This is a genomic window from Enterobacter sp. 61D5 (assembly GCF_034107965.1).
In the GTDB taxonomy this organism is placed as follows: Bacteria; Pseudomonadota; Gammaproteobacteria; order Enterobacterales; family Enterobacteriaceae; genus Enterobacter; species Enterobacter cloacae_M.
In genome coordinates this window covers 1-22,034 of the sequence record NZ_JAWNFK010000024.1, presented here as the reverse complement: position 1 = coordinate 22,034, position 22,034 = coordinate 1, and the positions used below count along the sequence as shown (strand labels likewise).

Here is a 22,034-nt window from a genome sequence, read left to right as displayed (position 1 = left end):
CGCAAAGAACGGTACCTTCTGGTGCCAATGGGATGGTAAGGAGTTAATTGTGAAAAAGTGGTTATTAGCTGCAGGTCTCGGTTTAGCGATGGCAACTTCTGCTCAGGCAGCAGACAAAATTGCAATCGTCAACATGGGTAATTTGTTCCAGCAGGTTGCACAGAAAACGGGTGTTTCTGCGACTCTGGAAAACGAATTCAAAGGCCGTGCAAGCGAACTGCAGGGTATGGAAAACGATCTTCAGTCCAAAATGCAGCGTCTGCAGCGTGATGGTTCTACCATGAAAGCAAGCGACCGCAGCAAGCTGGAAAAAGACGTAATGGCTCAGCGCCAGGCGTTCTCTCAGAAAGCGCAGGCTTTCGAGCAGGATCGTCAGCGTCGTTCTAACGAAGAACGCGGCAAGCTGGTGACTCGCATTCAGACCGCTGTTAAATCAGTGGCTGCCGATCAGAACATCGATCTGGTTGTTGATGCGAACGCTGTAGCTTTCAACGGCAGCGATGTTAAAGACATCACCGCTGATGTTCTGAAACAGGTTAAATAAGTAATGCCTTCAATTCGACTGGCTGATTTAGCTCAGCAGTTGGATGCAGAATTACACGGTGATGGCGATATCGTCATCACCGCTGTTGCGTCCATGCAATCTGCTAAAGCTGGCACGATTACCTTCATGGTAAGCCCTAAGTACCGTGAGCAACTGGCTCAATGCCAGGCGTCAGCTGTTGTTCTGACGCAGGACGATCTTCCATTTGCCACTGTAAGCGCGCTGGTAGTGAAAAACCCCTACCTGACGTATGCACGCATGGCTCAAATTCTTGATACTACGCCGCAGCCGGCTCAGGACATTGCTGCCAGTGCAGCTATTGACGCGACGGCCAGGCTTGGTAGCAACGTCGCCGTTGGCGCAAATGCGGTTATCGAATCCGGCGTTGTGCTGGGCGATAACGTCGTCATTGGCCCGGGCTGCTTCGTTGGGAAAAATACGAAAATCGGCGCCGGGACCCGTTTATGGGCCAATGTGTCCGTTTATCATGATGTTGAAATTGGCGAAAATTGCCTTGTCCAGTCCAGCACCGTAATTGGTTCTGATGGCTTTGGTTACGCTAACGATCGCGGTAACTGGGTTAAGATTCCGCAGCTTGGTCGCGTTATTATTGGCGATCGCGTAGAGATCGGCGCCTGTACCACCATTGACCGTGGCGCGCTTGACGATACGATCATTGGCAATGGTGTTATCATCGATAACCAGTGCCAGATTGCGCATAACGTTGTGATTGGCGACAATACCGCGGTTGCGGGTGGCGTCATCATGGCAGGCAGCCTGAAAATTGGCCGTTATTGCATGATTGGCGGTGCGAGCGTGATTAATGGCCATATGGAAATATGCGACAAGGTCACTGTGACGGGAATGGGCATGGTAATGCGTCCTATCACTGAACCTGGCGTCTATTCCTCAGGCATTCCGCTACAACCCAACAAGGTATGGCGTAAAACAGCAGCTCTGGTGATGAACATTGATGATATGAGCAAGCGCCTCAAGTCTCTTGAGCGTAAGATCGATCAACAAGATTAAGCGTCATCCGTTGAACGCTATTTTTCCCGGCCTGTCGGCTTTCTAATAAACCGGCAGGCCGTGTTATTATTGTTATCAGTACATTTTGACAGGAAGAGTATTTTGACTACTGACACTCATACTCTGCATATTGAAGAGATTTTAGAACTTCTGCCGCACCGCTACCCGTTTCTGCTGGTAGACCGTGTGCTGGATTTTGAAGAAGGTCGTTTTCTGCGCGCAGTGAAAAATGTTTCCGTGAACGAGCCGTTCTTCCAGGGGCATTTCCCTGGTAAGCCTATCTTCCCGGGTGTGTTGATTCTGGAAGCGATGGCTCAGGCTACCGGTATTCTGGCGTTTAAAAGCGTCGGCAAACTGGAGCCAGGTGAGCTGTATTACTTCGCGGGTATTGATGAAGCGCGCTTTAAGCGCCCTGTCGTGCCTGGTGATCAGATGATCATGGAAGTCACTTTTGAAAAAACGCGTCGTGGCCTGACTCGCTTCAAAGGCGTAGCGCTGGTTGACGGCAAAGTTGTTTGCGAAGCGACGATGATGTGTGCTCGTAGCCGGGAGTCCTGATACGTGATTGATAAATCCGCCTTTATTCATCCTACCGCTATTGTGGAAACCGGTGCCATCATTGGCGCTAACGTCCACATTGGCCCGTTTTGTATTGTTGGACCCCATGTCGAAATTGGTGAGGGTACAGTACTGAAATCTCACGTTGTCGTTAATGGTCACACGACCATTGGCTGCAATAACGAGATCTATCAGTTCGCTTCCATCGGCGAAGTTAACCAGGATCTGAAATATGCTGGTGAGTCGACCCGTCTGGAAATTGGCGATCGTAACCGTATTCGCGAAAGCGTCACTATTCATCGTGGAACAGTACAGGGTGGTGGGTTGACGAAGGTGGGCAGCGATAACCTGTTTATGGTTAATGCGCATATCGCGCACGACTGTACCGTGGGTGACCGCTGTATTCTTGCCAACAACGCAACGCTGGCAGGACACGTATCGGTTGATGACTTCGCAATTATTGGCGGCATGACCGCAGTCCATCAGTTCTGCATCATTGGTGCGCACGTGATGGTAGGCGGATGCTCCGGTGTGGCGCAGGACGTTCCACCGTATGTGATTGCGCAGGGCAACCATGCCACGCCGTTTGGCGTGAACATCGAAGGCCTCAAGCGTCGTGGTTTTAGCCGCGAAGCGATTACTGCTATCCGCAACGCGTACAAACTGCTGTACCGTAGCGGTAAAACGCTGGAAGAGGCGAAGCCGGAAATTGCCGAGCTGGCGAATAAGCACCCGGAAGTGAACGCGTTCATGGAATTCTTTGACCGTTCAACAAGGGGTCTGATTCGTTAATGGTCGACAGTCGTCCGCTTACGATAGCCCTGGTCGCCGGAGAAACCTCCGGCGATATTCTTGGTGCCGGTCTCATCCGCGCGCTTAAGGCGCGTGTACCCAATGCTCGCTTTGTCGGCGTTGCTGGTCCGCTAATGCAGGCCGAAGGCTGTGAAGCCTGGTATGAAATGGAAGAACTCGCCGTGATGGGCATCGTCGAGGTGCTGGGACGGCTACGCCGTTTGCTGCACATCCGCGCCGATCTCACCCGCCGCTTTACCGAACTCAAACCCGATGTGTTTGTCGGTATCGATGCGCCTGATTTCAACATTACCCTCGAAGGGAATCTGAAAAAGCAGGGTATCAAAACGATTCATTACGTCAGTCCGTCCGTCTGGGCGTGGCGACAGAAACGCGTTTTCAAAATCGGACGGTCCACCAACCTGGTGCTGGCTTTCCTGCCTTTCGAAAAAGCGTTTTACGACAGATTTAATGTTCCGTGCCGCTTTATCGGTCATACCATGGCGGATGCGATGCCATTGGATCCGGATAAAAACGCGGCGCGCGACGCGCTGGGCATCCCGCATGATGTGCACTGTCTGGCACTGCTGCCAGGTAGCCGTGGTGCAGAAGTTGAGATGCTTAGCGCTGATTTCCTCAAAACAGCGCAAATTCTTCGCCAGACCTATCCGGATCTTGAAGTGGTTGTTCCGCTGGTGAATGCCAAGCGCCGCGAGCAGTTTGAGCGCATCAAAGCGGAAGTTGCCCCGGATCTTCACGTCCGTCTTCTGGACGGGCAAGGGCGGGAAGCGATGTATGCGAGCGATGCCGCGCTGCTGGCCTCCGGCACGGCGGCTCTGGAATGCATGCTGGCGAAATGCCCTATGGTGGTCGGTTATCGCATGAAGCCGTTCACCTTCTGGCTGGCAAAACGTCTGGTGAAAACGGATTATGTCTCCCTGCCAAACCTGCTTGCCGGGCGCGAGCTGGTGAAAGAGCTGCTGCAGGATGAGTGCCAGCCGCAGGCGCTTGCCGATGCGCTACTGCCGCTGCTCGCCAACGGCAAGACCAGCCACCAGATGCACGATACCTTCCGCGAACTGCATCAACTGATCCGCTGTAATGCTGATGAGCAAGCGGCTGATGCGGTGCTGGAGCTAGCAAAATGATGGAATTTGTTTATCCTCACACTCGCCTTGTGGCGGGCGTGGACGAAGTGGGTCGCGGCCCATTGGTCGGGGCCGTGGTGACCGCCGCGGTGATCCTCGATCCGGATCGCCCGATTATCGGGCTGAACGACTCTAAAAAATTGTCTGAAAAGCGCCGTCTGGCGCTGTTTAGTGAGATCCAGGAGAAGGCGCTGGCCTGGAGCCTGGGGCGCGCTGAGCCGCATGAAATAGACGAACTGAATATTTTGCATGCCACGATGCTGGCGATGCAGCGTGCGGTAGCGGGCCTGAAAATTTCCCCGGAATATGTCCTGATTGACGGCAACCGCTGTCCGGCATTGCCCATGCCATCAATGGCGGTCGTTAAAGGCGATAGCCGGGTCGCAGAAATTAGCGCAGCTTCTATTATTGCCAAAGTGACGCGCGACGCCGAAATGGCCGCGCTGGACCTCACTTACCCTCAGTATGGTTTCGCCCAGCATAAGGGGTATCCCACACCTTTCCATCTGGAAAGGCTGGCTGAACATGGCGCAACCGAACATCACCGGCGCAGTTTTGGCCCGGTGAAGCGCGCGCTGGGACGGGTGTCCTGAATCAATACGCAAGCAATTAAGTAACGCGGAATCTGAAGATGGCTGAACCACGTTTCGTACACCTGCGGGTGCATAGCGACTACTCCATGATCGATGGGCTGGCGAAGACCGGGCCGCTGGTAAAAAAGGCGGCCTCCCTTGGCATGCCTGCGCTGGCGATCACCGATTTTACCAACCTGTGTGGCCTGGTGAAGTTCTACGGAACGGCGCACGGCGCGGGGATAAAGCCCATCGTCGGGGCGGATTTTCATGTGCAGAGCGATCTCATCGGCGATGAAATGACGCAAATCTCCGTGCTGGCGATGAACAATACGGGCTATCAAAACCTTACTCTGCTTATCTCAAAAGCCTATCAGCGCGGATATGGTGTGCTGGGCCCGTGGATTGACAGGGACTGGCTGGCTGAGCTGAACGAAGGGCTGCTGCTGATCTCCGGTGGCCGTATGGGCGATGTCGGTAAATGCCTGCTGCGCGGCAATAGCGCGCTGGTGGATCAATGCGTTTCGTTCTATGAAGAGTATTTCCCGGATCGTTATTATCTGGAGTTGATCCGCACCGGTCGTCAGGACGAAGAGAACTATCTGCATGCGGCGGTCGCACTTGCGGAAGCACGCGGTCTGCCTGTTGTCGCGACAAACGATGTGCGGTTCCTCGAGCCGGGAGATTTTGACGCTCACGAAATTCGCGTGGCGATCCACGATGGCTTCACGCTCGACGATCCGAAACGACCGCGTAATTACTCCGCTCAACAGTACATGCGCAGCGAGGAGGAGATGTGTGAACTCTTCTCCGATATCCCTGAAGCGCTGGAAAACAGCGTAGAAATCGCCAAGCGCTGTAACGTTACCGTCCGCCTCGGCGAATACTTCCTGCCGCAGTTCCCGACGGGTGATATGACCACGGAAGATTTCCTGGTTGTGAAATCAAAAGAAGGTCTGGAAGAGCGCCTGGAATTCCTGTTCCCGGATGAGGCCGTTCGCAAAGAGAAGCGGCCGCCGTACGATGAGCGCCTGGATATTGAACTCCAGGTAATCAACCAGATGGGCTTCCCGGGCTACTTCCTGATCGTAATGGAGTTTATCCAGTGGTCGAAGGATAACGGCGTACCGGTCGGACCGGGACGAGGCTCCGGCGCAGGCTCGCTTGTGGCCTATGCGCTGAAAATTACCGACCTCGATCCGCTGGAGTTCGACCTGCTGTTCGAACGTTTCCTTAACCCGGAACGTGTTTCCATGCCCGACTTTGACGTCGACTTCTGCATGGAGAAACGCGACCAGGTGATCGAGCACGTCGCCGATATGTACGGCCGTGATGCGGTATCGCAGATTATTACGTTTGGTACGATGGCGGCGAAGGCGGTTATCCGCGACGTTGGCCGCGTGCTGGGCCACCCGTACGGGTTTGTCGATCGTATTTCTAAGCTGGTGCCGCCCGATCCGGGCATGACGCTGGCAAAAGCGTTTGAAGCCGAACCTCAGCTGCCGGAAATCTACGAAGCTGACGAAGAAGTTAAAGCGCTGATCGACATGGCGCGCAAGCTGGAAGGCGTCACGCGTAACGCCGGTAAGCATGCGGGGGGCGTGGTTATCGCCCCGACCAAAATTACCGACTTCGCGCCGCTCTACTGCGATGAAGCGGGTGAGCACCCGGTTACTCAGTTTGATAAGAACGACGTGGAATACGCCGGGCTGGTGAAGTTTGACTTCCTCGGCCTGCGTACGCTGACGATCATCGACTGGGCGCTGAAGATGATCAACCCGCGCCGGGAAAAGCAGGGCCTTGAGCCAATAGACATCGCTGCCATCCCGCTGGATGACAAAAAAAGTTTCGACATGCTGCAGCGCTCGGAGACTACCGCCGTCTTCCAGCTTGAATCCCGCGGCATGAAAGATCTGATTAAGCGTCTGCAGCCCGACTGCTTCGAAGATATGATCGCACTGGTCGCCCTGTTCCGTCCGGGCCCGCTGCAGTCAGGGATGGTAGATAACTTTATCGACCGTAAGCACGGCCGCGAAGAGATTTCTTACCCGGACGTTCAGTGGCAGCATGAAAGCCTGAAGCCGGTGCTTGAGCCAACCTACGGCATTATCCTGTATCAGGAACAGGTCATGCAGATTGCTCAGGTGCTTTCCGGCTATACGCTCGGCGGCGCGGACATGTTGCGTCGTGCGATGGGTAAGAAAAAGCCGGAAGAGATGGCTAAGCAGCGTTCCATCTTTGAAGACGGGGCGAAGAAAAACGGCGTTGACGGCGAGCTGGCGATGAAAATCTTCGACCTGGTGGAGAAATTCGCCGGGTACGGATTTAACAAATCCCACTCCGCCGCCTATGCTTTGGTGTCGTATCAAACGCTGTGGCTGAAAGCGCACTATCCTGCTGAATTTATGGCGGCGGTAATGACGGCCGATATGGACAACACCGAGAAGGTGGTTGGCCTGGTGGACGAGTGCTGGCGCATGGGCCTTAAGATCCTGCCGCCAGATATTAACTCAGGGCTTTACCACTTCCACGTCAACGACGACGGAGAGATCGTTTACGGGATCGGCGCGATCAAAGGTGTGGGCGAAGGTCCGATCGAGGCGATCATCGAAGCGCGTAACAACGGCGGGTATTTCCGCGAGCTGTTCGATCTTTGCGCTCGTACCGACACCAAAAAACTGAACCGTCGCGTGCTGGAAAAACTGATCATGTCCGGCGCGTTTGACAGACTCGGGCCGCACCGCGCCGCGCTGATGAATTCCCTCGGCGACGCGCTGAAAGCGGCGGATCAGCATGCAAAAGCGGAAGCCATTGGTCAGGCGGACATGTTCGGGGTGCTGGCGGAAGAGCCAGAGCAGATCGAGCAATCTTATTCCAACTGCCAGCCGTGGCCAGAACAGGTAGTGCTGGATGGGGAGCGTGAGACGTTAGGCTTGTACCTGACGGGGCACCCGATCAACCAGTACATCAAAGAAATTGAGCGCTATGTCGGCGGCCACAGGCTTAAAGACATGCATCCGACAGAACGTGGTAAAATCACCACGGCTGCGGGGCTCGTGATTGCCGCAAGGGTTATGGTCACCAAGCGCGGCAATCGTATCGGCATCTGTACGCTGGATGACCGTTCCGGGCGTCTGGAGGTGATGTTATTCACCGATGCGCTGGATAAATACCAGCAATTGCTGGAAAAAGACCGCATACTTATCGTCAGCGGACAGGTCAGCTTTGATGACTTCAGTGGGGGGCTTAAAATGACCGCCCGCGAAGTAATGGACATTGACGAAGCCCGGGAAAAATATGCTCGCGGGCTTGCTATCTCGCTGACGGACAGGCAAATTGATGACCAGCTTTTAAACCGACTCCGTCAGTCTCTGGAACCCCACCGCTCGGGGACAATTCCAGTACATCTCTACTATCAGAGGGCGGATGCACGCGCGCGGTTGCGCTTTGGTGCAACGTGGCGTGTCTCTCCGAGCGATCGTTTACTGAACGATCTCCGTGGCCTCATTGGTTCGGAGCAGGTGGAACTGGAGTTTGACTAATACAGGAATACTATGAGTCTGAATTTCCTTGATTTCGAACAGCCGATTGCTGAGCTGGAAGCGAAAATCGATTCTCTGACAGCGGTAAGCCGTCAGGATGAAAAACTGGATATTAACATCGACGAAGAAGTGCATCGTCTGCGCGAGAAAAGCGTAGAGCTGACGCGCAAAATCTTTGCCGATCTCGGCGCATGGCAGGTGGCCCAGCTGGCCCGCCATCCACAGCGTCCGTACACCCTGGATTATGTCCGCCTGGCGTTTGACGAATTTGACGAACTGGCAGGCGATCGCGCATACGCTGACGATAAAGCTATCGTTGGCGGTATCGCGCGTCTGGACGGACGCCCGGTGATGATCATTGGTCATCAGAAAGGTCGTGAAACCAAAGAGAAAATCCGTCGTAATTTCGGTATGCCAGCACCAGAAGGCTACCGTAAAGCCCTGCGTCTGATGGAGATGGCTGAGCGTTTCAACATGCCAATCATCACCTTCATCGACACCCCAGGTGCATACCCTGGCGTGGGCGCGGAAGAGCGCGGTCAGTCTGAAGCTATCGCGCGCAACCTGCGCGAGATGTCTCGCCTGAAGGTGCCGGTCATCTGTACCGTTATCGGTGAGGGTGGTTCCGGTGGTGCGCTGGCAATTGGCGTGGGCGATAAAGTGAATATGCTGCAGTACAGCACCTATTCCGTTATCTCTCCGGAAGGCTGCGCGTCCATTCTGTGGAAAAGCGCCGACAAAGCGCCGCTGGCTGCAGAAGCCATGGGCATCATTGCGCCGCGCCTGAAAGAGCTTAAGCTGATCGACTCCATCATCCCGGAACCGCTGGGTGGTGCGCATCGTAAGCCGGAAGTAATGGCGGCTTCTCTGAAAGCGCAGCTGCTGGCTGACCTGGCAGATCTGGACGTGCTGAGCAAAGAAGATCTGCTCAACCGTCGTTACCAGCGTCTGATGACCTACGGTTACGCGTAAGCTTCACAATTATCTGAAAAGCCGCACACTGTTGCGGCTTTTTTTATACCTGCGGTTTAGCCGGACTATGCTTAGCTAATGTTTTTTAAGGAGGAAGCCCATGAATATCATTGCCATTATGGGGCCGCACGGCGTCTTTTATAAAGATGAGCCGATTAAGGAGCTCGAGCAAGCTTTGCAGTCGCGCGGGTATCAGCTAATCTGGCCGCACAACAGCGCCGACCTGCTGAAGTTCATCGAGCATAACCCGCGTATCTGCGGCGTGATCTTCGACTGGGACGAATACGATCTCGAACTGTGCAGCGATATCAACAAGCTGAACGAATACCTCCCTCTGTACGCGTTTATTAATACCCACTCCACCATGGACGTCAGCGCCAATGATATGCGCATGGCGCTGTGGTTCTTTGAATATTCGCTCGGCGTGGCGGAAGATATTGCGAGCCGCATTCAGCAATACACCGGCGAGTATCTCGATAACATTACGCCGCCGTTTACCCGCGCGCTCTTCACCTACGTTAAGGAAGGCAAATACACCTTCTGTACGCCTGGTCATATGGCGGGAACGGCTTATCAAAAAAGCCCGGTGGGCTGCCTGTTCTATGATTTTTTCGGTGGCAACACGCTGAAAGCAGACGTGTCGATTTCAGTCACCGAACTAGGCTCTCTGCTGGATCACACCGGCCCGCATCTGGAAGCCGAAGAGTATATCGCCCGTACCTTTGGCGCCGAACAGAGCTATATGGTGACCAACGGCACTTCGACCTCTAACAAAATCGTCGGGATGTACGCTGCGCCTGCCGGCAGTACCTTGCTGATTGACCGTAACTGCCATAAATCGCTGGCACACCTGCTGATGATGAGTGACGTCGTACCGCTCTGGCTGTCGCCCACGCGTAACGCGCTCGGTATTCTTGGCGGTATTCCGCGCCGGGAGTTTACCCATGAAGCCATTGAAAGTAAGGTCGCGGCAGTCTCCGGCGCAAGCTGGCCTGTCCATGCGGTGATCACCAACTCCACTTACGACGGTTTGCTGTACAACACGAACTGGATCAAAAAGACGCTGGACGTGCCGTCGATCCACTTCGATTCCGCATGGGTGCCATACACTAATTTCCACCCGATTTACGCAGGTAAAAGCGGGATGAGCGGTGAACGTGTGCCGGGTAAAGTATTCTTCGAAACGCAGTCGACGCATAAAATGCTGGCGGCGTTTTCCCAGGCTTCGCTTATTCACATCAAAGGCGAGTACGACGAAGAGACCTTTAACGAAGCCTTTATGATGCACACCACCACATCGCCAAGCTATCCGCTGGTGGCCTCCATTGAAACGGCCGCGGCGATGCTGCGCGGCAATCCGGGCAAACGTCTCATCAATCGTTCGGTAGAACGCGCTCTGCACTTCCGCAAAGAGGTTCAGCGGCTGAAAGATGAAGCCGACGGCTGGTTCTTTGATATCTGGCAGCCGGAAGAGATTGATGAAGCAGAATGCTGGCCCGTCTCACCCGGCGAAGACTGGCATGGCTTCCGGGATGCTGATAGCGACCATATGTTCCTCGACCCGGTAAAAGTGACGATCCTGACGCCGGGCATGGATGAGCAGGGCAAGATGAGCGATGAAGGTATTCCGGCCGCGCTGGTCGCGAAATTCCTTGATGAACGTGGCGTGGTGGTGGAGAAAACCGGTCCCTATAACCTGCTTTTCCTGTTCAGTATTGGTATTGATAAAACCCGGGCGATGGGGCTGTTGCGCGGCCTGATGGAGTTTAAGCGCGCCTACGATCTCAACCTGCGGGTGAAGAACATGCTGCCGGATCTCTACGCGGAGGATCCTGACTTCTATCGAAATATGCGCATTCAGGATCTGGCCCAGGGGATCCACAGGCTGATCCGTCAGCACGATCTGCCGCGTCTGATGCTTCAGGCGTTCGATGTCTTGCCGGAGATGAAGTTTACCCCTCACAAAGCATGGCAGCGCCAGGTGAGAGGGGAGGTCGAAACCGTCGAGCTGGAAAACCTGGTCGGGCGCGTATCGGCTAACATGATCCTGCCTTACCCACCGGGCGTACCGCTCCTGATGCCGGGAGAGATGATTACCGAAGAGAGTCGGGCCGTGCTCGATTTCCTGCTGATGCTCTGTTCGGTAGGACGTCACTATCCCGGTTTTGAGACGGATATCCACGGTGCGAAGCGCGACGAGAACGGCGTTTACTGGGTGCGAGTCTTAAAATAAAGGTGACCGCTTGCCAGGCGCGGGTTCTCGGTTGTAACGTTCAGGCATCATAAAAAGGAGAAGCTATGCTGGGTTTAAAAGCTGTTCATCATATTGCGATCATTGCGACCGATTACGCGAAAAGTAAGGCCTTCTACTGCGACATCCTGGGCTTTACGCTCATGAGCGAGGCCTACCGCGAGGAGCGAGACTCCTGGAAGGGCGACCTGGCGTTAAACGGGCAATATGTGATTGAGCTGTTCTCTTTTCCTTTTCCGCCTGCGCGTCCGTCCCGCCCGGAAGCCTGTGGCCTGCGTCATCTTGCCTTTAGCGTCGATGACCTGGATAGCGCAGTAAAACATCTGGAAGCGCACGGCGTGGCGTGCGAAGCGATTCGCGTCGATCCGTTCACCGACAAGCGTTTTACCTTTTTCAACGACCCTGACGGCTTGCCGCTTGAGCTTTATCAGCAGTAATGGTTGTCCTGTGTGATAATGCCCGCTCAGTTCGGGCATTTTTTATGTGTAATCTCCTATGACCTTACCCGCTATCGCACAAGCCGTTTCACCGTACCGCCAGCTGCTGGTGGGGTTTAGCGGTGGCCTGGATTCTACCGTGTTGCTGCATCGCCTTAAGCGCTGGCGCGATCGGGAACCTGACGTCCGGCTTCGGGCGATTCATATTCACCACGGATTAAGTCCTCACGCAGAGGCGTGGGTGGAGCACTGTGAGGCTTTGTGTGCGGCCTGGGCGATCCCGCTCATCGTGGAGCGCGTCACGCTTGCGGAGGAAGGGCTGGGCATCGAGGCGCAGGCGCGTAAAGCCCGCTATGCCGCGTTTGCCGGGGCATTACGTACTGGAGAAGCGCTGGTCACGGCCCAGCATCTGGACGATCAGTGTGAAACCTTTCTGCTGGCGCTTAAGAGGGGCAGCGGCCCGGCGGGGCTTTCTGCTATGCCGGCGCGTTCTGAATTTGCCGGCACAATGTTACTCCGTCCGCTGCTTGGCGAGACGCGTGCCTCGCTGGAAGCCTGGGCGCGAGAACATCAGCTGAACTGGATCGAAGATGAGAGTAACCAGGATGACGGCTATGACCGTAACTTCCTGCGCCTGCGCATCCTCCCGCTTTTGGGCGAGCGCTGGCCGCATTTCGCCGACGCGACGGCAAGAAGCGCCATGCTGTGCGCTGAACAGGAGTCGTTGCTGGATGAACTGTTGAGCGACGAGCTGGCTGGACTCATTTCTGCCGACGGGGCGTTGGCGATCGCACCGATGAAAGCGATGAGCCCGGTACGTCGCGCCGCGCTGCTACGACGCTGGCTGGCCTTTCATCGCGCCGCGATGCCGTCGAGGACAATGCTGAGCCGTATCTGGGAAGAAGTCGCTCTGGCGCGGGATGATGCCTCCCCGTGCGTCCACCTGAACGGTTTTGAGGTTAGACGCTATAAGGGGGAGCTCTGGTGGATAAAATCCATGCCCTCACTGACCGATGTGGTGCTCGACTGGCTTTCTCCTGATGCACCGCTGATATTGCCCTGTGAGGCAGGACGCGTTTCTCTCCTGTCGTCTGGTCATGTGCGACTGCCGAAGCCCGGTGAACCGGTCACCGTGCGCTTTAAGGCTGGCGGCATGCTGCATATCGTCGGGCGCAACGGGGGACGGAAGCTGAAGAAAATATGGCAGGAGTGTAACGTGCCGCCGTGGCTGCGCGACACCACGCCGCTACTGTTCTACGGTGAAACGCTTATCGCTGCGGCAGGGATTTTCATCACGGAAGAGGGGTGGTCAGAAGAGGGTGTCCGTTTTGAGTGGCAAAAAGCGTAACGGGCAGCCAGGCTGCCCGTTAGTGTCATCAGGATTCGCTCACCACGACGGTGCCGATTTGCGGGTGGCTGAAGCTGGCTATTTTGTCCAGACGCAGCTCACGCGTCGCACCGGCGTCTTCCACTATCAGGTATTCCACATTCTTTCGTGAAACCAGATCGCTGGCTTTCGCCTTCAACACTTCGCCATCTTTTAGCTCCAGCGTCAGTAATAAATGATGCTGGCAGGCGAGTTCGAGGTTGTCATAGTCATCACAATTGATGGGTTGATAAGTATCATTCATCGACATAATCGCTCACCAGTAAATTCGCCGCAGCATACGCTGCTTTTTCCCTGACCGACTCTGAAAGGCTCTCATCAGAGGCCACTTCATTAAGCACCTTCAATACACAGCCCAACGCGTCCGGGACATACCCCAGATCTCCGCTGGCGATTTCCGCATACCGTTTGCGAATTAACTCACAATAATTATTCACATCCCCTCCCGCCAGCGCACTGACTTACTGTGAGATATCATTAAGCCTACGAAGATAAACTCGGTTTAGCAAGGTGACTATACCATACTCATTTAAGCAATATCAGAGCCTTCATAGCGGTGTATTTAACACCCTGTAACAGCCTTTTGCCGCGGTTTTCGCTACAATGTGCGCCTGATTCGAATGGAGTTCTCTCATGGCGCTGAAAGCGACAATTTATAAAGCAGTGGTCAATGTGGCCGATCTGGATCGCAACCAGTTCCTCGACGCGTCGCTTACGCTGGCACGCCACCCCTCCGAAACCCAGGAGCGCATGATGCTGCGCCTGCTGGCGTGGATTAAGTATGCCGACGAGCGTCTGCAGTTTACCCGTGGGTTAAGCGCAGAAGACGAGCCTGAAGCCTGGCTGCGTAACGATCATCTGGGTATCGATTTGTGGATCGAACTCGGCCTGCCGGACGAGCGCAGAATTAAGAAGGCCTGCACCCAGTCCGCTGAAGTGGCCTTATTCGCGTATAATCAGCGCGCTGCGGAGATCTGGTGGCAGCAAAACAAGAGCAAGTGCGGACAGTTTAAAAATCTCACGGTCTGGTATCTGGATGATGAGCAGCTGGCGCAGTTGAGCGAATTTGCCAGCCGGACCATGGTTTTGCAGGCGACGATTCAGGATGGCGCCATCTGGCTCTCTGATTCTCAGAATAATCTGGAAATTCATTTGACGGCGTGGCAACCCGCGTCATGATCGTCTTGTCCCGAAACGTCAGCATCCCTGACAACGAGCTGGAGATCACCGCCATCCGTGCGCAGGGTGCTGGCGGGCAGCACGTCAACAAGGCGTCGACGGCTATCCATTTGCGTTTTGACATTCGGGCCTCAAGCCTGCCAGAGTATTATAAAGAAAGCCTGCTTGCCGCCAGCCATCACCTGATCACCAGCGATGGCGTGATTGTGATCAAAGCCCAGGAATACCGCAGCCAGGAGCTCAACCGGGAAGCGGCGCTAGCCAGGCTGGTGGCTGTCATCAAAGAGTTAACGACAGTACAAAAAAGCCGCCGGGCAACGCGGCCAACCCGCGCATCGAAAGAGCGTCGGTTGTCCTCGAAGGCCCAAAAATCCACAGTGAAAGCACTACGCGGTAAAGTTCGTCGCCCGACAGAGTGACGAAAGGGAACACACTTTTCATAAGGAATTCATTGTGAAAAAAGCATTATGGTCAGCGCTGGCAGCGAGTACGCTGTTTGCGCTTTTTGGGTGTAACAACCGCTCCGAAACGCAGGTTTTACAACCCACGCAAACGGAAGAATTAAAACCGATGCAGCAAAGCTGGCGCGGAGTATTGCCTTGCGCGGACTGCGAAGGTATTGAAACGTCTCTGTTCCTGCAAAAAGATGGCACCTGGGTGATGAATCAGCGCTATCAGGGCGCTAAAGAGCCTTCTTCTTTTGCGACTTATGGAACATGGGCGCGTACGGCGGAGAAGCTGGTCCTGACGGATACCTCCGGTGAGAAAACCTTTTTCCGCGCCAAAGGCGAGGGGATGGAGATGCTTGACCGCGAAGGTAATCCAATTGAATCCCAGTTCAACTACACGCTGGCCCCGGTGAAAGCGGCCCTGCCCGCAACGCCGATGGCAATGCGGGGGATGTACTTCTATATGGCGGATGCGGCGATCTTTACCGACTGCGCTACCGGCAGGAAGGTCAGCGTGGCAAACAATGCGCAGCTTGAACGCGATTACGCAGTGGCACGCGGTAATGACAGCAAGCCGGTATTGCTGACGGTTGACGGTCACTTTACGCTGGAGCCAAACCCGGATAGCGGGGAGATGGTGAAAACGCTGGTGGCAGATAAAGACGCGAAGTTTGTTGCGGGTAAAGACTGTAACAGTAAATAAGCTGACGCTGAGCCATTAAAAAACCCCGCCTGAGCGGGGTTTTTTGTTTAGCCTTTGATGGCTTTCACCAGGTAATCAAGAATGTCGCCGGTCTTGATCATCTGTTTTTCGCCGCTGCGACGGTATTTGTATTCAATCTCATCGCTGTCGAGGTTACGGTCGCCGATGACTACGGTGTGCGGGATACCGATCAGTTCCATATCGGCGAACATTACGCCTGGACGCTCTTTACGGTCATCCATCAGCACTTCGATACCCTGAGCGCGCAGCTCGGCATACAGCTTCTCGGCCAGCTCCTGCACGCGGTAAGACTTGTGCATGTTCATTGGCAGAATGGCCACCTGGAACGGCGCAATATTGTCCGGCCAGACGATGCCGCGCTCGTCGTAGTTCTGCTCAATCGCCGCAGCCACCACGCGCGTCACCCCGATACCGTAGCAACCCATGGTCAGGATCTGGTTACGGCCATCCTCACCCTGAACAGCGGCGTTCAGCGCGCGAGAGTATTTATCACCCAGCTGGAAGATATGACCGACTTCGATGCCGCGCTTAATCATCAGGGTACCCTGACCGTCCGGGCTTGGATCGCCTGCAACCACGTTACGGATGTCTGCCACTTCCGGCGTCGCCACGTCGCGATCCCAGTTGATGCCGAAGTAATGTTTGCCGTCGATGTTAGCACCTGCAGAGAAGTCGCTCATTGCAGCAACCGTGCGGTCAATAACAACTGGCACCGGCAGATTGACTGGACCCAGTGAACCTGGACCCGCATTGACCACGGCGCGGATTTCCGCTTCCGTTGCAAACGTCAGCGGGCTGGCTACCTGAGGCAGCTTCTCGGCTTTCACTTCGTTCAGCTCATGATCGCCACGCACCAGCAGGGCAACCAGCGGGTATTCACTGCCTTCGGTGGATTTCACCAGCAGCGTTTTTACGGTTTTCTCAACAGGCAGATTGAACTGCTCAACCAGCTCGGCGATGGTTTTCGCGTTTGGCGTATCAACCATCTTCATCTCTTCGGTTGCCGCGCCGCGTGGTTCTTTTGGTGCCAGGGCTTCTGCAAACTCGATATTCGCCGCGTAGTCTGAAGAGTCAGAGAAGATCACATCGTCTTCACCACTCTGTGCCAGTACCTGGAACTCATGGGATGCGCTACCGCCGATGGAGCCGGTATCAGCCTGTACCGCGCGGAAATCCAGACCCATGCGGGAGAAGATTTTGCTGTACGCCGCGTACATGGCGTCGTAAGTCTCTTGCAGCGATTCCTGAGAAGTATGGAACGAGTAGGCGTCTTTCATCAGGAATTCGCGAGAACGCATGACGCCAAAGCGTGGACGTACTTCGTCACGGAATTTGGTCTGGATCTGGAAGAAGTTCAGCGGCAGCTGTTTGTATGAGCTCAGCTCATTACGGATCAGATCGGTAATGACTTCTTCATGCGTTGGGCCAAGGACAAACGGACGATCGCCGCGATCGGCAATGCGCAGCAGTTCTGGACCATACTGCTCCCAGCGACCGCTCTCCTGCCACAGTTCAGAAGGTTGAACGACCGGCATTAACACCTCGATAGCACCGGCGTTGTTCATCTCTTCACGCACGATGTTTTCGACTTTTTTCAGGACGCGCACGCCGGTCGGCAGCCAGGTGTATAACCCGGAGGCCAGCTTGCGGATCATCCCGGCGCGCAGCATCAGCTGATGGCTGATCACTTCGGCGTCGGCAGGTGTCTCCTTTAAAGTGGAGAGCAGATATTGGCTAGTACGCATGTTGTTACGGTTCCGTTTCGACGAGTAGGGCTGGCTGAAAGGCCAACCTGACACAAAAAAAGTGGTTTAGTTTACCAGTGTGGCAAAGATGCCAAAAGAGAGGAGGTTAAAATTACCTGGGTTCAAGGGCAAACACTTCAAAACCTGCCCCGGTGACGCGCCAGCGAACGTTAAAATCGATCAGCCAGACGGCGTACATTTTTCCTGCTTCCTCTTCTTTACGGTAGGCCGGACGAGGGTCCTGTGCCAGAACTTCAGTGATGAAATCCCGTAAGCGAGGATAGCGTTTCTCCAGCTGACCGAGCTGCGCGGTTATCTCAGGCGTAAAATAAACAGGCATGTCCGCCTGCGGTGCGTCCTGAGCATAGCTTGCACGCGCGTCCGGCAGGGCTTCGGCGAAGGGCAAATAGGGTTTGATGTCGATTACCGGCGTACCGTCTACCAGATCCAGGCTACCTAACTCCAGTATCACCCGATCTTTCTGGCAACGTATGCCTTTCAGTTCAACTAGCGACATTCCAACCGGGTTTGGGCGGAAGGTCGAGCGCGTCGCAAACACGCCCATTCTCGCATTTCCGCCAAGACGAGGAGGGCGCACGGTCGGACGCCAGCCGCCTTCCATCGTCTGGTGAAACACGAACACCACCCATAAATGGCTGAAAGCCTCGAGTCCGCGTACCGCATCGGCCTGATTGTAAGGCGCAACCAGGTGAAGCTCACCGCTTCCGCTGGTGACAAGACCGGGCTGGCGGGGGACGGCGAACTTCTCTTTATAAGGAGAGTGGATAACGCCTATCTGCTCGAACTGAAATGCACTCATTTCGCCGTGATGTTCAGAGCCGAACCGATGCAAACCGCCTGACGGTAGCAGCCCGGCGTGCCGCTGGTGACTTCGCAACTGTGCAGCAGGACCGCGTTGGCTTTCATTTTTGCGGCATTAATCTGCATACGTTTACGCGCTGTCGGAATATTTGGTGGTGAGTCCTGATTGGTCGCCTGACAGGATTCGCCACTCACTTCGCCCAGTTCACGGAACGGTTTACCGACGAGTTCGTCTGCTTTCGTGATAATGCGAACCGGTGCAGGGCGAACCACTTTCGGTTTCGCAGGCTCGGTTTTTGGCGGGGTTGCCGTGCTTTGAACAGGTTCAACGGGAGATCTGCTTAGCATAGAACAGCCGCTCAGCATGAGTGCTAAAAGACAGATCGGTAAAGCACGCATAATATTTCCTCAATGGATAATCAAAACGTCAGATATTGAATCAGTAGACTGCACAAATGACAAGACGGGCATAAGCCCGTCCTGATGATATTACACTGAGGTCAGATTACCAGCCTTTAACAGCGCCGCCGTTAAACACTTTGTTGGCTTCCTGGTAAACTTCATCAGACTGATAAGCCTGAACGAATTTCTTCACGTTTTCCGCGTCTTTGTTGTCTTCGCGAGTCACGATCAGGTTAACGTACGGAGAGTCTTTATCTTCAACGAAGATACCGTCTTTGGCTGGCGTCAGGCCAATCTGGCTGGCGTAAGTGGTGTTGATAACGGCCAGGGCAATCTGCGCATCGTCCAGAGAACGCGGCAGCTGCGGTGCTTCCAGTTCAACAATTTTCAGATTTTTCGGGTTCTCGGTGACATCCAGAACGGTTGGCAGCAGGCCTACACCATCTTTCAGTTTGATCAGGCCCACTTTCTGCAGCAGCAGCAGGGAACGACCAAGGTTGGTTGGGTCGTTAGGCACGGCAACCTGAGAGCCCGGCTGCAGTTCGTCCAGCGATTTAATTTTCTTAGAGTAACCGGCAATTGGATAAACGAAGGTGTTACCAACACCCACCAGTTTATAGCCACGATCTTTGATCTGCTGATCCAGGTAAGGCTTATGCTGGAAGGCGTTAGCGTCGATATCGCCTTTGCTCAGCGCTTCGTTCGGCAGAACGTAATCGTTGAAGGTCACCAGCTCAACGTCCAGGCCATACTTCTCTTTCGCCACTTTCTGAGCAACTTCAGCAACCTGTTGTTCTGCACCCACGATAACGCCCACTTTAATGTGGTTTGGATCTTTTTCGTCCTGACCGCAACCCACCAGTGCCAGAGAGCCGATCAGCGCGCCTACTGCTGCAAAGGTCTTTAATTTAAACGCCATGTTTTATCCTTAACTCGTAGAGTTTGTGTTGTGTGTAACGTTATTTGTGAGTAACGGTCCGGACGATGCGATCGCCGGAGAACTGGATTAAATAAACCAGAACAACCAGCAATACCAGAACGGTATTCATAACGGTAGCGTTATATCCAATATAGCCGTACTGGTAACCAATCTGGCCTAAACCGCCGGCGCCAACTGCGCCACCCATTGCGGAATAACCGACCAGCGTGATGAGCGTGATGGTTGCCGCGTTCACCAGGCCTGGCAGTGCTTCCGGGAGCAGAACTTTGCGGACGATCTGCATCGGCGTTGCGCCCATCGCGCGTGAGGCTTCGATCAAACCGGTTGGGATCTCCAGCAGGGCGTTTTCCACCATACGGGCGATAAACGGCGCAGCCCCCACGGTCAGCGGAACAATGGCAGCCTGCAGTCCGATAGACGTTCCGACGATTACGCGGGTAAACGGAATCATCCACACCAGCAAGATAATGAAGGGGATAGAACGGAAGATGTTCACCAGCGCAGAGAGCGTACGGTACAGTTTCGCGTTCTCAATGATTTGACCCGGACGCGTCACGTACAGCAATACGCCGACCGGCAGGCCAATCACAAAGCCAAAGAAGCCAGACACAAAGGTCATTGCCAGCGTTTCCCAAACGCCGCGAACCAGCAGCCACATCATCGGCTCAGACATAACCCAGTACCTCTACTTTTACATGGTGTTCCTGCAGCCAGGCAATTGCGGCCTGGGTTTCTTCTTGTGTGCCGTGCATTTCTGTCAGCATGATGCCGAACTTCACGCCACCGGCGTAATCCATCTGCGCGCTGATGATGTTGTTGTTCACGTTAAAGCGACGCGCGGTTTCGGAAAGCAGGGGAGCGTCAACGGACTGACCGGTGAACTCCATACGCAGCATCGGGACGCTGTCTGCTGCGGGTTCGGTTTTCAAACGCTCCAGATAATCTTCCGGAATATCCAGATGGAGCGTGGACTGGATGAACTGCTGTGCCAGCGGCGTCTTCGGATGCGAGAACACTTCACTTACCGTGTCCTGCTCGATCAGTTCACCGTTGCTGATGACCGCCACGCAGTCGCAGATGCGTTTCACCACGTCCATCTCGTGCGTAATAAGGAGGATCGTCAGGCCCAGGCGACGGTTAATGTCTTTCAGCAGTTCCAGAATTGAACGCGTGGTTGCCGGATCCAGTGCGCTGGTGGCTTCATCACACAGAAGTACCTTAGGGTTGCTTGCCAGCGCGCGGGCAATGGCCACACGCTGCTTTTGCCCACCGGACAGATTTGCCGGGTAGCTATCATGCTTGTCGCCCAGACCCACGAGGTCAAGCAGCTCGGTAACGCGACGCTTCACTTCTTCTTTCGGCGTGTTATCCAGCTCAAGCGGCAGGGCAACGTTGCCGAACACGGTGCGGGAAGCCAGCAGGTTAAAGTGCTGGAAGATCATGCCAATCTGACGACGCGCTTTGGTGAGTTCTTTCTCTGAGAGGGCGGTAAGTTCCTGGCCGCCAACTTCTACGCTGCCCTGGGTTGGGCGCTCAAGCAGGTTAACACAACGAATCAGCGTGCTTTTACCTGCACCCGATGCGCCAATGACGCCATAAATTTGACCAGCAGGAACATGCAGGCTGACGTTGTTCAGCGCCTGAATGGTTCGGTTCCCCTGCTGGAACACTTTGGTGATATTGGAAAGTTTAATCATTAGATTATTTTTATCGTATGTAAGTTAGCCGTGGCATTTTCTTCTGCCAGATACGGGTGATGACCGTAAACAAAACGGATGTTAAGGCATCCAGACGTCTAAATCAATCCAACTCTGTACGATGAGCACTTTATTGCGCTGCGATTCATGAGATACTAGTCGAACATGCCTTTTTCAGGAGCAAACCGGTGGCAAAATCAGTACCCGCAATTTTTCTCGATCGTGACGGCACTATTAATGTGGATCACGGTTATGTCCATGAGATTGATGAGTTCGAGTTTATCGAGGGCGTAATAGATGCCATGCGCCAGCTGAAAGAGATGGGTTATGCACTGGTGGTTGTGACGAACCAGTCCGGTATTGCACGCGGTAAATTCACCGAAGCGCAGTTCGAGACGCTGACGGAATGGATGGACTGGTCGTTGGCCGACCGCGGTGTGGATCTCGACGGCATCTACTATTGTCCGCACCACCCGCAGGGAACGGTAGAAGCGTATCGCCAGACCTGTGACTGCCGTAAGCCGCATCCGGGGATGTTCATCTCTGCACAGGAGTTCCTGCACATTGATATGTCTGCTTCTTATATGGTGGGCGATAAACTGGAAGATATGCAGGCAGCAGCGGCAGCGGGTGTAGGAACCAAAATATTAGTTCGCACCGGTAAGCCAGTGACGCCAGAAGCAGAAAATGCAGCGGATTGGGTGATTAATAGCCTGGCCGACCTGCCAAAAGAGATTAAAAAGCACCAAAAATAGCCTTTTTGGTGAAAAGGTGAGCGGTTGAAATAAAAATGCATTTTTCCGCTTGTCATTCCTCGGCGGCCCCCTATAATGCGCCTCCATCG

The 22,034-nt window shown here is 54.5% G+C and carries 23 protein-coding genes; 15 read left to right on the top strand and 8 right to left on the bottom strand.

What is annotated here, in order from left to right; translation table 11 throughout:
• Positions 1 to 49: 49 nt before the first annotated feature.
• The 11 genes from skp to tilS all read left to right on the top strand — a co-directional run bounded on the left by skp (position 50) and on the right by tilS (position 13,193).
• Positions 50 to 544: a molecular chaperone Skp gene (gene skp, locus UTM25_RS19705; RefSeq protein ID WP_029741200.1), complete on the top strand. Its 495-nt coding sequence runs from the start codon at positions 50 to 52 to the stop codon at positions 542 to 544.
• Positions 545 to 547: 3 nt separating this feature from the next.
• A complete protein-coding gene (gene lpxD / locus UTM25_RS19700; protein WP_029741199.1) occupies positions 548 to 1,573 on the top strand; it encodes a UDP-3-O-(3-hydroxymyristoyl)glucosamine N-acyltransferase in 1,026 nt (341 codons plus the stop codon).
• Positions 1,574 to 1,675: 102 nt separating this feature from the next.
• Entirely contained in the window at positions 1,676 to 2,131 is a 456-nt protein-coding gene (fabZ, locus tag UTM25_RS19695) for a 3-hydroxyacyl-ACP dehydratase FabZ (protein ID WP_010426706.1), read from the top strand.
• A gap of 3 nt (positions 2,132 to 2,134) precedes the next feature.
• Positions 2,135 to 2,923: an acyl-ACP--UDP-N-acetylglucosamine O-acyltransferase gene (lpxA, locus tag UTM25_RS19690; RefSeq protein ID WP_023310462.1), complete on the top strand. Its 789-nt coding sequence runs from the start codon at positions 2,135 to 2,137 to the stop codon at positions 2,921 to 2,923.
• Positions 2,923 to 4,071 carry a lipid-A-disaccharide synthase gene (gene lpxB, locus UTM25_RS19685; protein WP_194400685.1) on the top strand — a complete coding sequence of 383 codons (1,149 nt, stop codon included), beginning with the start codon at positions 2,923 to 2,925 and terminating at the stop codon, positions 4,069 to 4,071. Before lpxA ends, lpxB begins: the two co-directional genes overlap by 1 nt.
• Positions 4,068 to 4,664: a ribonuclease HII gene (gene rnhB, locus UTM25_RS19680; RefSeq protein WP_023310464.1), complete on the top strand. Its 597-nt coding sequence runs from the start codon at positions 4,068 to 4,070 to the stop codon at positions 4,662 to 4,664. Before lpxB ends, rnhB begins: the two co-directional genes overlap by 4 nt.
• A gap of 38 nt (positions 4,665 to 4,702) precedes the next feature.
• Positions 4,703 to 8,185, top strand: a complete 3,483-nt coding sequence (gene dnaE / locus UTM25_RS19675) for a DNA polymerase III subunit alpha (protein ID WP_194400683.1) — start codon at positions 4,703 to 4,705, stop codon at positions 8,183 to 8,185.
• Positions 8,186 to 8,197: 12 nt separating this feature from the next.
• A complete protein-coding gene (gene accA / locus UTM25_RS19670; RefSeq protein ID WP_008501895.1) occupies positions 8,198 to 9,157 on the top strand; it encodes an acetyl-CoA carboxylase carboxyl transferase subunit alpha in 960 nt (319 codons plus the stop codon).
• 100 nt (positions 9,158 to 9,257) lie between these two features.
• The gene (locus UTM25_RS19665) at positions 9,258 to 11,390 is read left to right on the top strand and encodes a lysine decarboxylase LdcC (RefSeq protein ID WP_194400681.1); all 2,133 of its coding nucleotides are present in this window, start codon (positions 9,258 to 9,260) and stop codon (positions 11,388 to 11,390) included.
• A 65-nt stretch (positions 11,391 to 11,455) separates the two neighbouring features.
• Positions 11,456 to 11,845 carry a VOC family protein gene (locus UTM25_RS19660; protein WP_194400679.1) on the top strand — a complete coding sequence of 130 codons (390 nt, stop codon included), beginning with the start codon at positions 11,456 to 11,458 and terminating at the stop codon, positions 11,843 to 11,845.
• Between the two features lie 58 nt (positions 11,846 to 11,903).
• Complete coding sequence (gene tilS / locus UTM25_RS19655; RefSeq protein WP_194400677.1) at positions 11,904 to 13,193, top strand: tRNA lysidine(34) synthetase TilS; 1,290 nt, start codon at positions 11,904 to 11,906, stop codon at positions 13,191 to 13,193.
• Positions 13,194 to 13,221: 28 nt separating this feature from the next.
• Here the strand turns inward: tilS and rof are convergent, their stop codons facing one another.
• Together rof and UTM25_RS19645 are read right to left on the bottom strand one after the other, a co-directional pair.
• Positions 13,222 to 13,482: a Rho-binding antiterminator gene (gene rof, locus UTM25_RS19650; RefSeq protein WP_008501890.1), complete on the bottom strand. Its 261-nt coding sequence runs from the start codon at positions 13,480 to 13,482 to the stop codon at positions 13,222 to 13,224.
• On the bottom strand, positions 13,469 to 13,669 hold the full coding sequence (locus UTM25_RS19645) for a YaeP family protein (RefSeq protein WP_008501889.1): 201 nt from the start codon (positions 13,667 to 13,669) through the stop codon (positions 13,469 to 13,471). Before UTM25_RS19645 ends, rof begins: the two co-directional genes overlap by 14 nt.
• Positions 13,670 to 13,865: 196 nt before the next feature.
• On the opposite strand from UTM25_RS19645, the gene UTM25_RS19640 reads away from it, so the two are divergent.
• Genes UTM25_RS19640 through nlpE form a run of 3 tightly spaced genes read left to right on the top strand, consistent with a single transcriptional unit; the run spans position 13,866 to position 15,563 of the window.
• Positions 13,866 to 14,411 carry a YaeQ family protein gene (locus UTM25_RS19640; protein ID WP_023310470.1) on the top strand — a complete coding sequence of 182 codons (546 nt, stop codon included), beginning with the start codon at positions 13,866 to 13,868 and terminating at the stop codon, positions 14,409 to 14,411.
• Complete coding sequence (gene arfB, locus UTM25_RS19635) at positions 14,408 to 14,830, top strand: alternative ribosome rescue aminoacyl-tRNA hydrolase ArfB (RefSeq protein ID WP_121932527.1); 423 nt, start codon at positions 14,408 to 14,410, stop codon at positions 14,828 to 14,830. Before UTM25_RS19640 ends, arfB begins: the two co-directional genes overlap by 4 nt.
• A 34-nt stretch (positions 14,831 to 14,864) precedes the next feature.
• The gene (gene nlpE, locus UTM25_RS19630; RefSeq protein ID WP_194400675.1) at positions 14,865 to 15,563 is read left to right on the top strand and encodes an envelope stress response activation lipoprotein NlpE; all 699 of its coding nucleotides are present in this window, start codon (positions 14,865 to 14,867) and stop codon (positions 15,561 to 15,563) included.
• A gap of 47 nt (positions 15,564 to 15,610) precedes the next feature.
• Here the strand turns inward: nlpE and proS are convergent, their stop codons facing one another.
• The 6 genes from proS to metN form a co-directional block, all read right to left on the bottom strand.
• Entirely contained in the window at positions 15,611 to 17,329 is a 1,719-nt protein-coding gene (proS, locus tag UTM25_RS19625) for a proline--tRNA ligase (RefSeq protein ID WP_194400673.1), read from the bottom strand.
• A 112-nt stretch (positions 17,330 to 17,441) separates the two neighbouring features.
• Positions 17,442 to 18,149: a tRNA (N6-threonylcarbamoyladenosine(37)-N6)-methyltransferase TrmO gene (tsaA, locus tag UTM25_RS19620; protein ID WP_194400671.1), complete on the bottom strand. Its 708-nt coding sequence runs from the start codon at positions 18,147 to 18,149 to the stop codon at positions 17,442 to 17,444.
• Complete coding sequence (gene rcsF, locus UTM25_RS19615; RefSeq protein WP_008501883.1) at positions 18,146 to 18,550, bottom strand: Rcs stress response system protein RcsF; 405 nt, start codon at positions 18,548 to 18,550, stop codon at positions 18,146 to 18,148. Before rcsF ends, tsaA begins: the two co-directional genes overlap by 4 nt.
• Before the next feature lie 106 nt (positions 18,551 to 18,656).
• The gene (metQ, locus tag UTM25_RS19610) at positions 18,657 to 19,472 is read right to left on the bottom strand and encodes a methionine ABC transporter substrate-binding lipoprotein MetQ (protein ID WP_014168729.1); all 816 of its coding nucleotides are present in this window, start codon (positions 19,470 to 19,472) and stop codon (positions 18,657 to 18,659) included.
• A gap of 40 nt (positions 19,473 to 19,512) precedes the next feature.
• Positions 19,513 to 20,166 (bottom strand): methionine ABC transporter permease MetI, encoded by a 654-nt coding sequence (locus tag UTM25_RS19605; protein ID WP_014168730.1) that lies wholly within the window; start codon positions 20,164 to 20,166, stop codon positions 19,513 to 19,515.
• On the bottom strand, positions 20,159 to 21,190 hold the full coding sequence (metN, locus tag UTM25_RS19600) for a methionine ABC transporter ATP-binding protein MetN (protein ID WP_023310475.1): 1,032 nt from the start codon (positions 21,188 to 21,190) through the stop codon (positions 20,159 to 20,161). Before metN ends, UTM25_RS19605 begins: the two co-directional genes overlap by 8 nt.
• A gap of 188 nt (positions 21,191 to 21,378) precedes the next feature.
• Between metN and gmhB the strand changes: the two genes are divergently transcribed.
• Positions 21,379 to 21,945, top strand: a complete 567-nt coding sequence (gene gmhB, locus UTM25_RS19595) for a D-glycero-beta-D-manno-heptose 1,7-bisphosphate 7-phosphatase (protein ID WP_029741186.1) — start codon at positions 21,379 to 21,381, stop codon at positions 21,943 to 21,945.
• Positions 21,946 to 22,034: the final 89 nt, after the last annotated feature.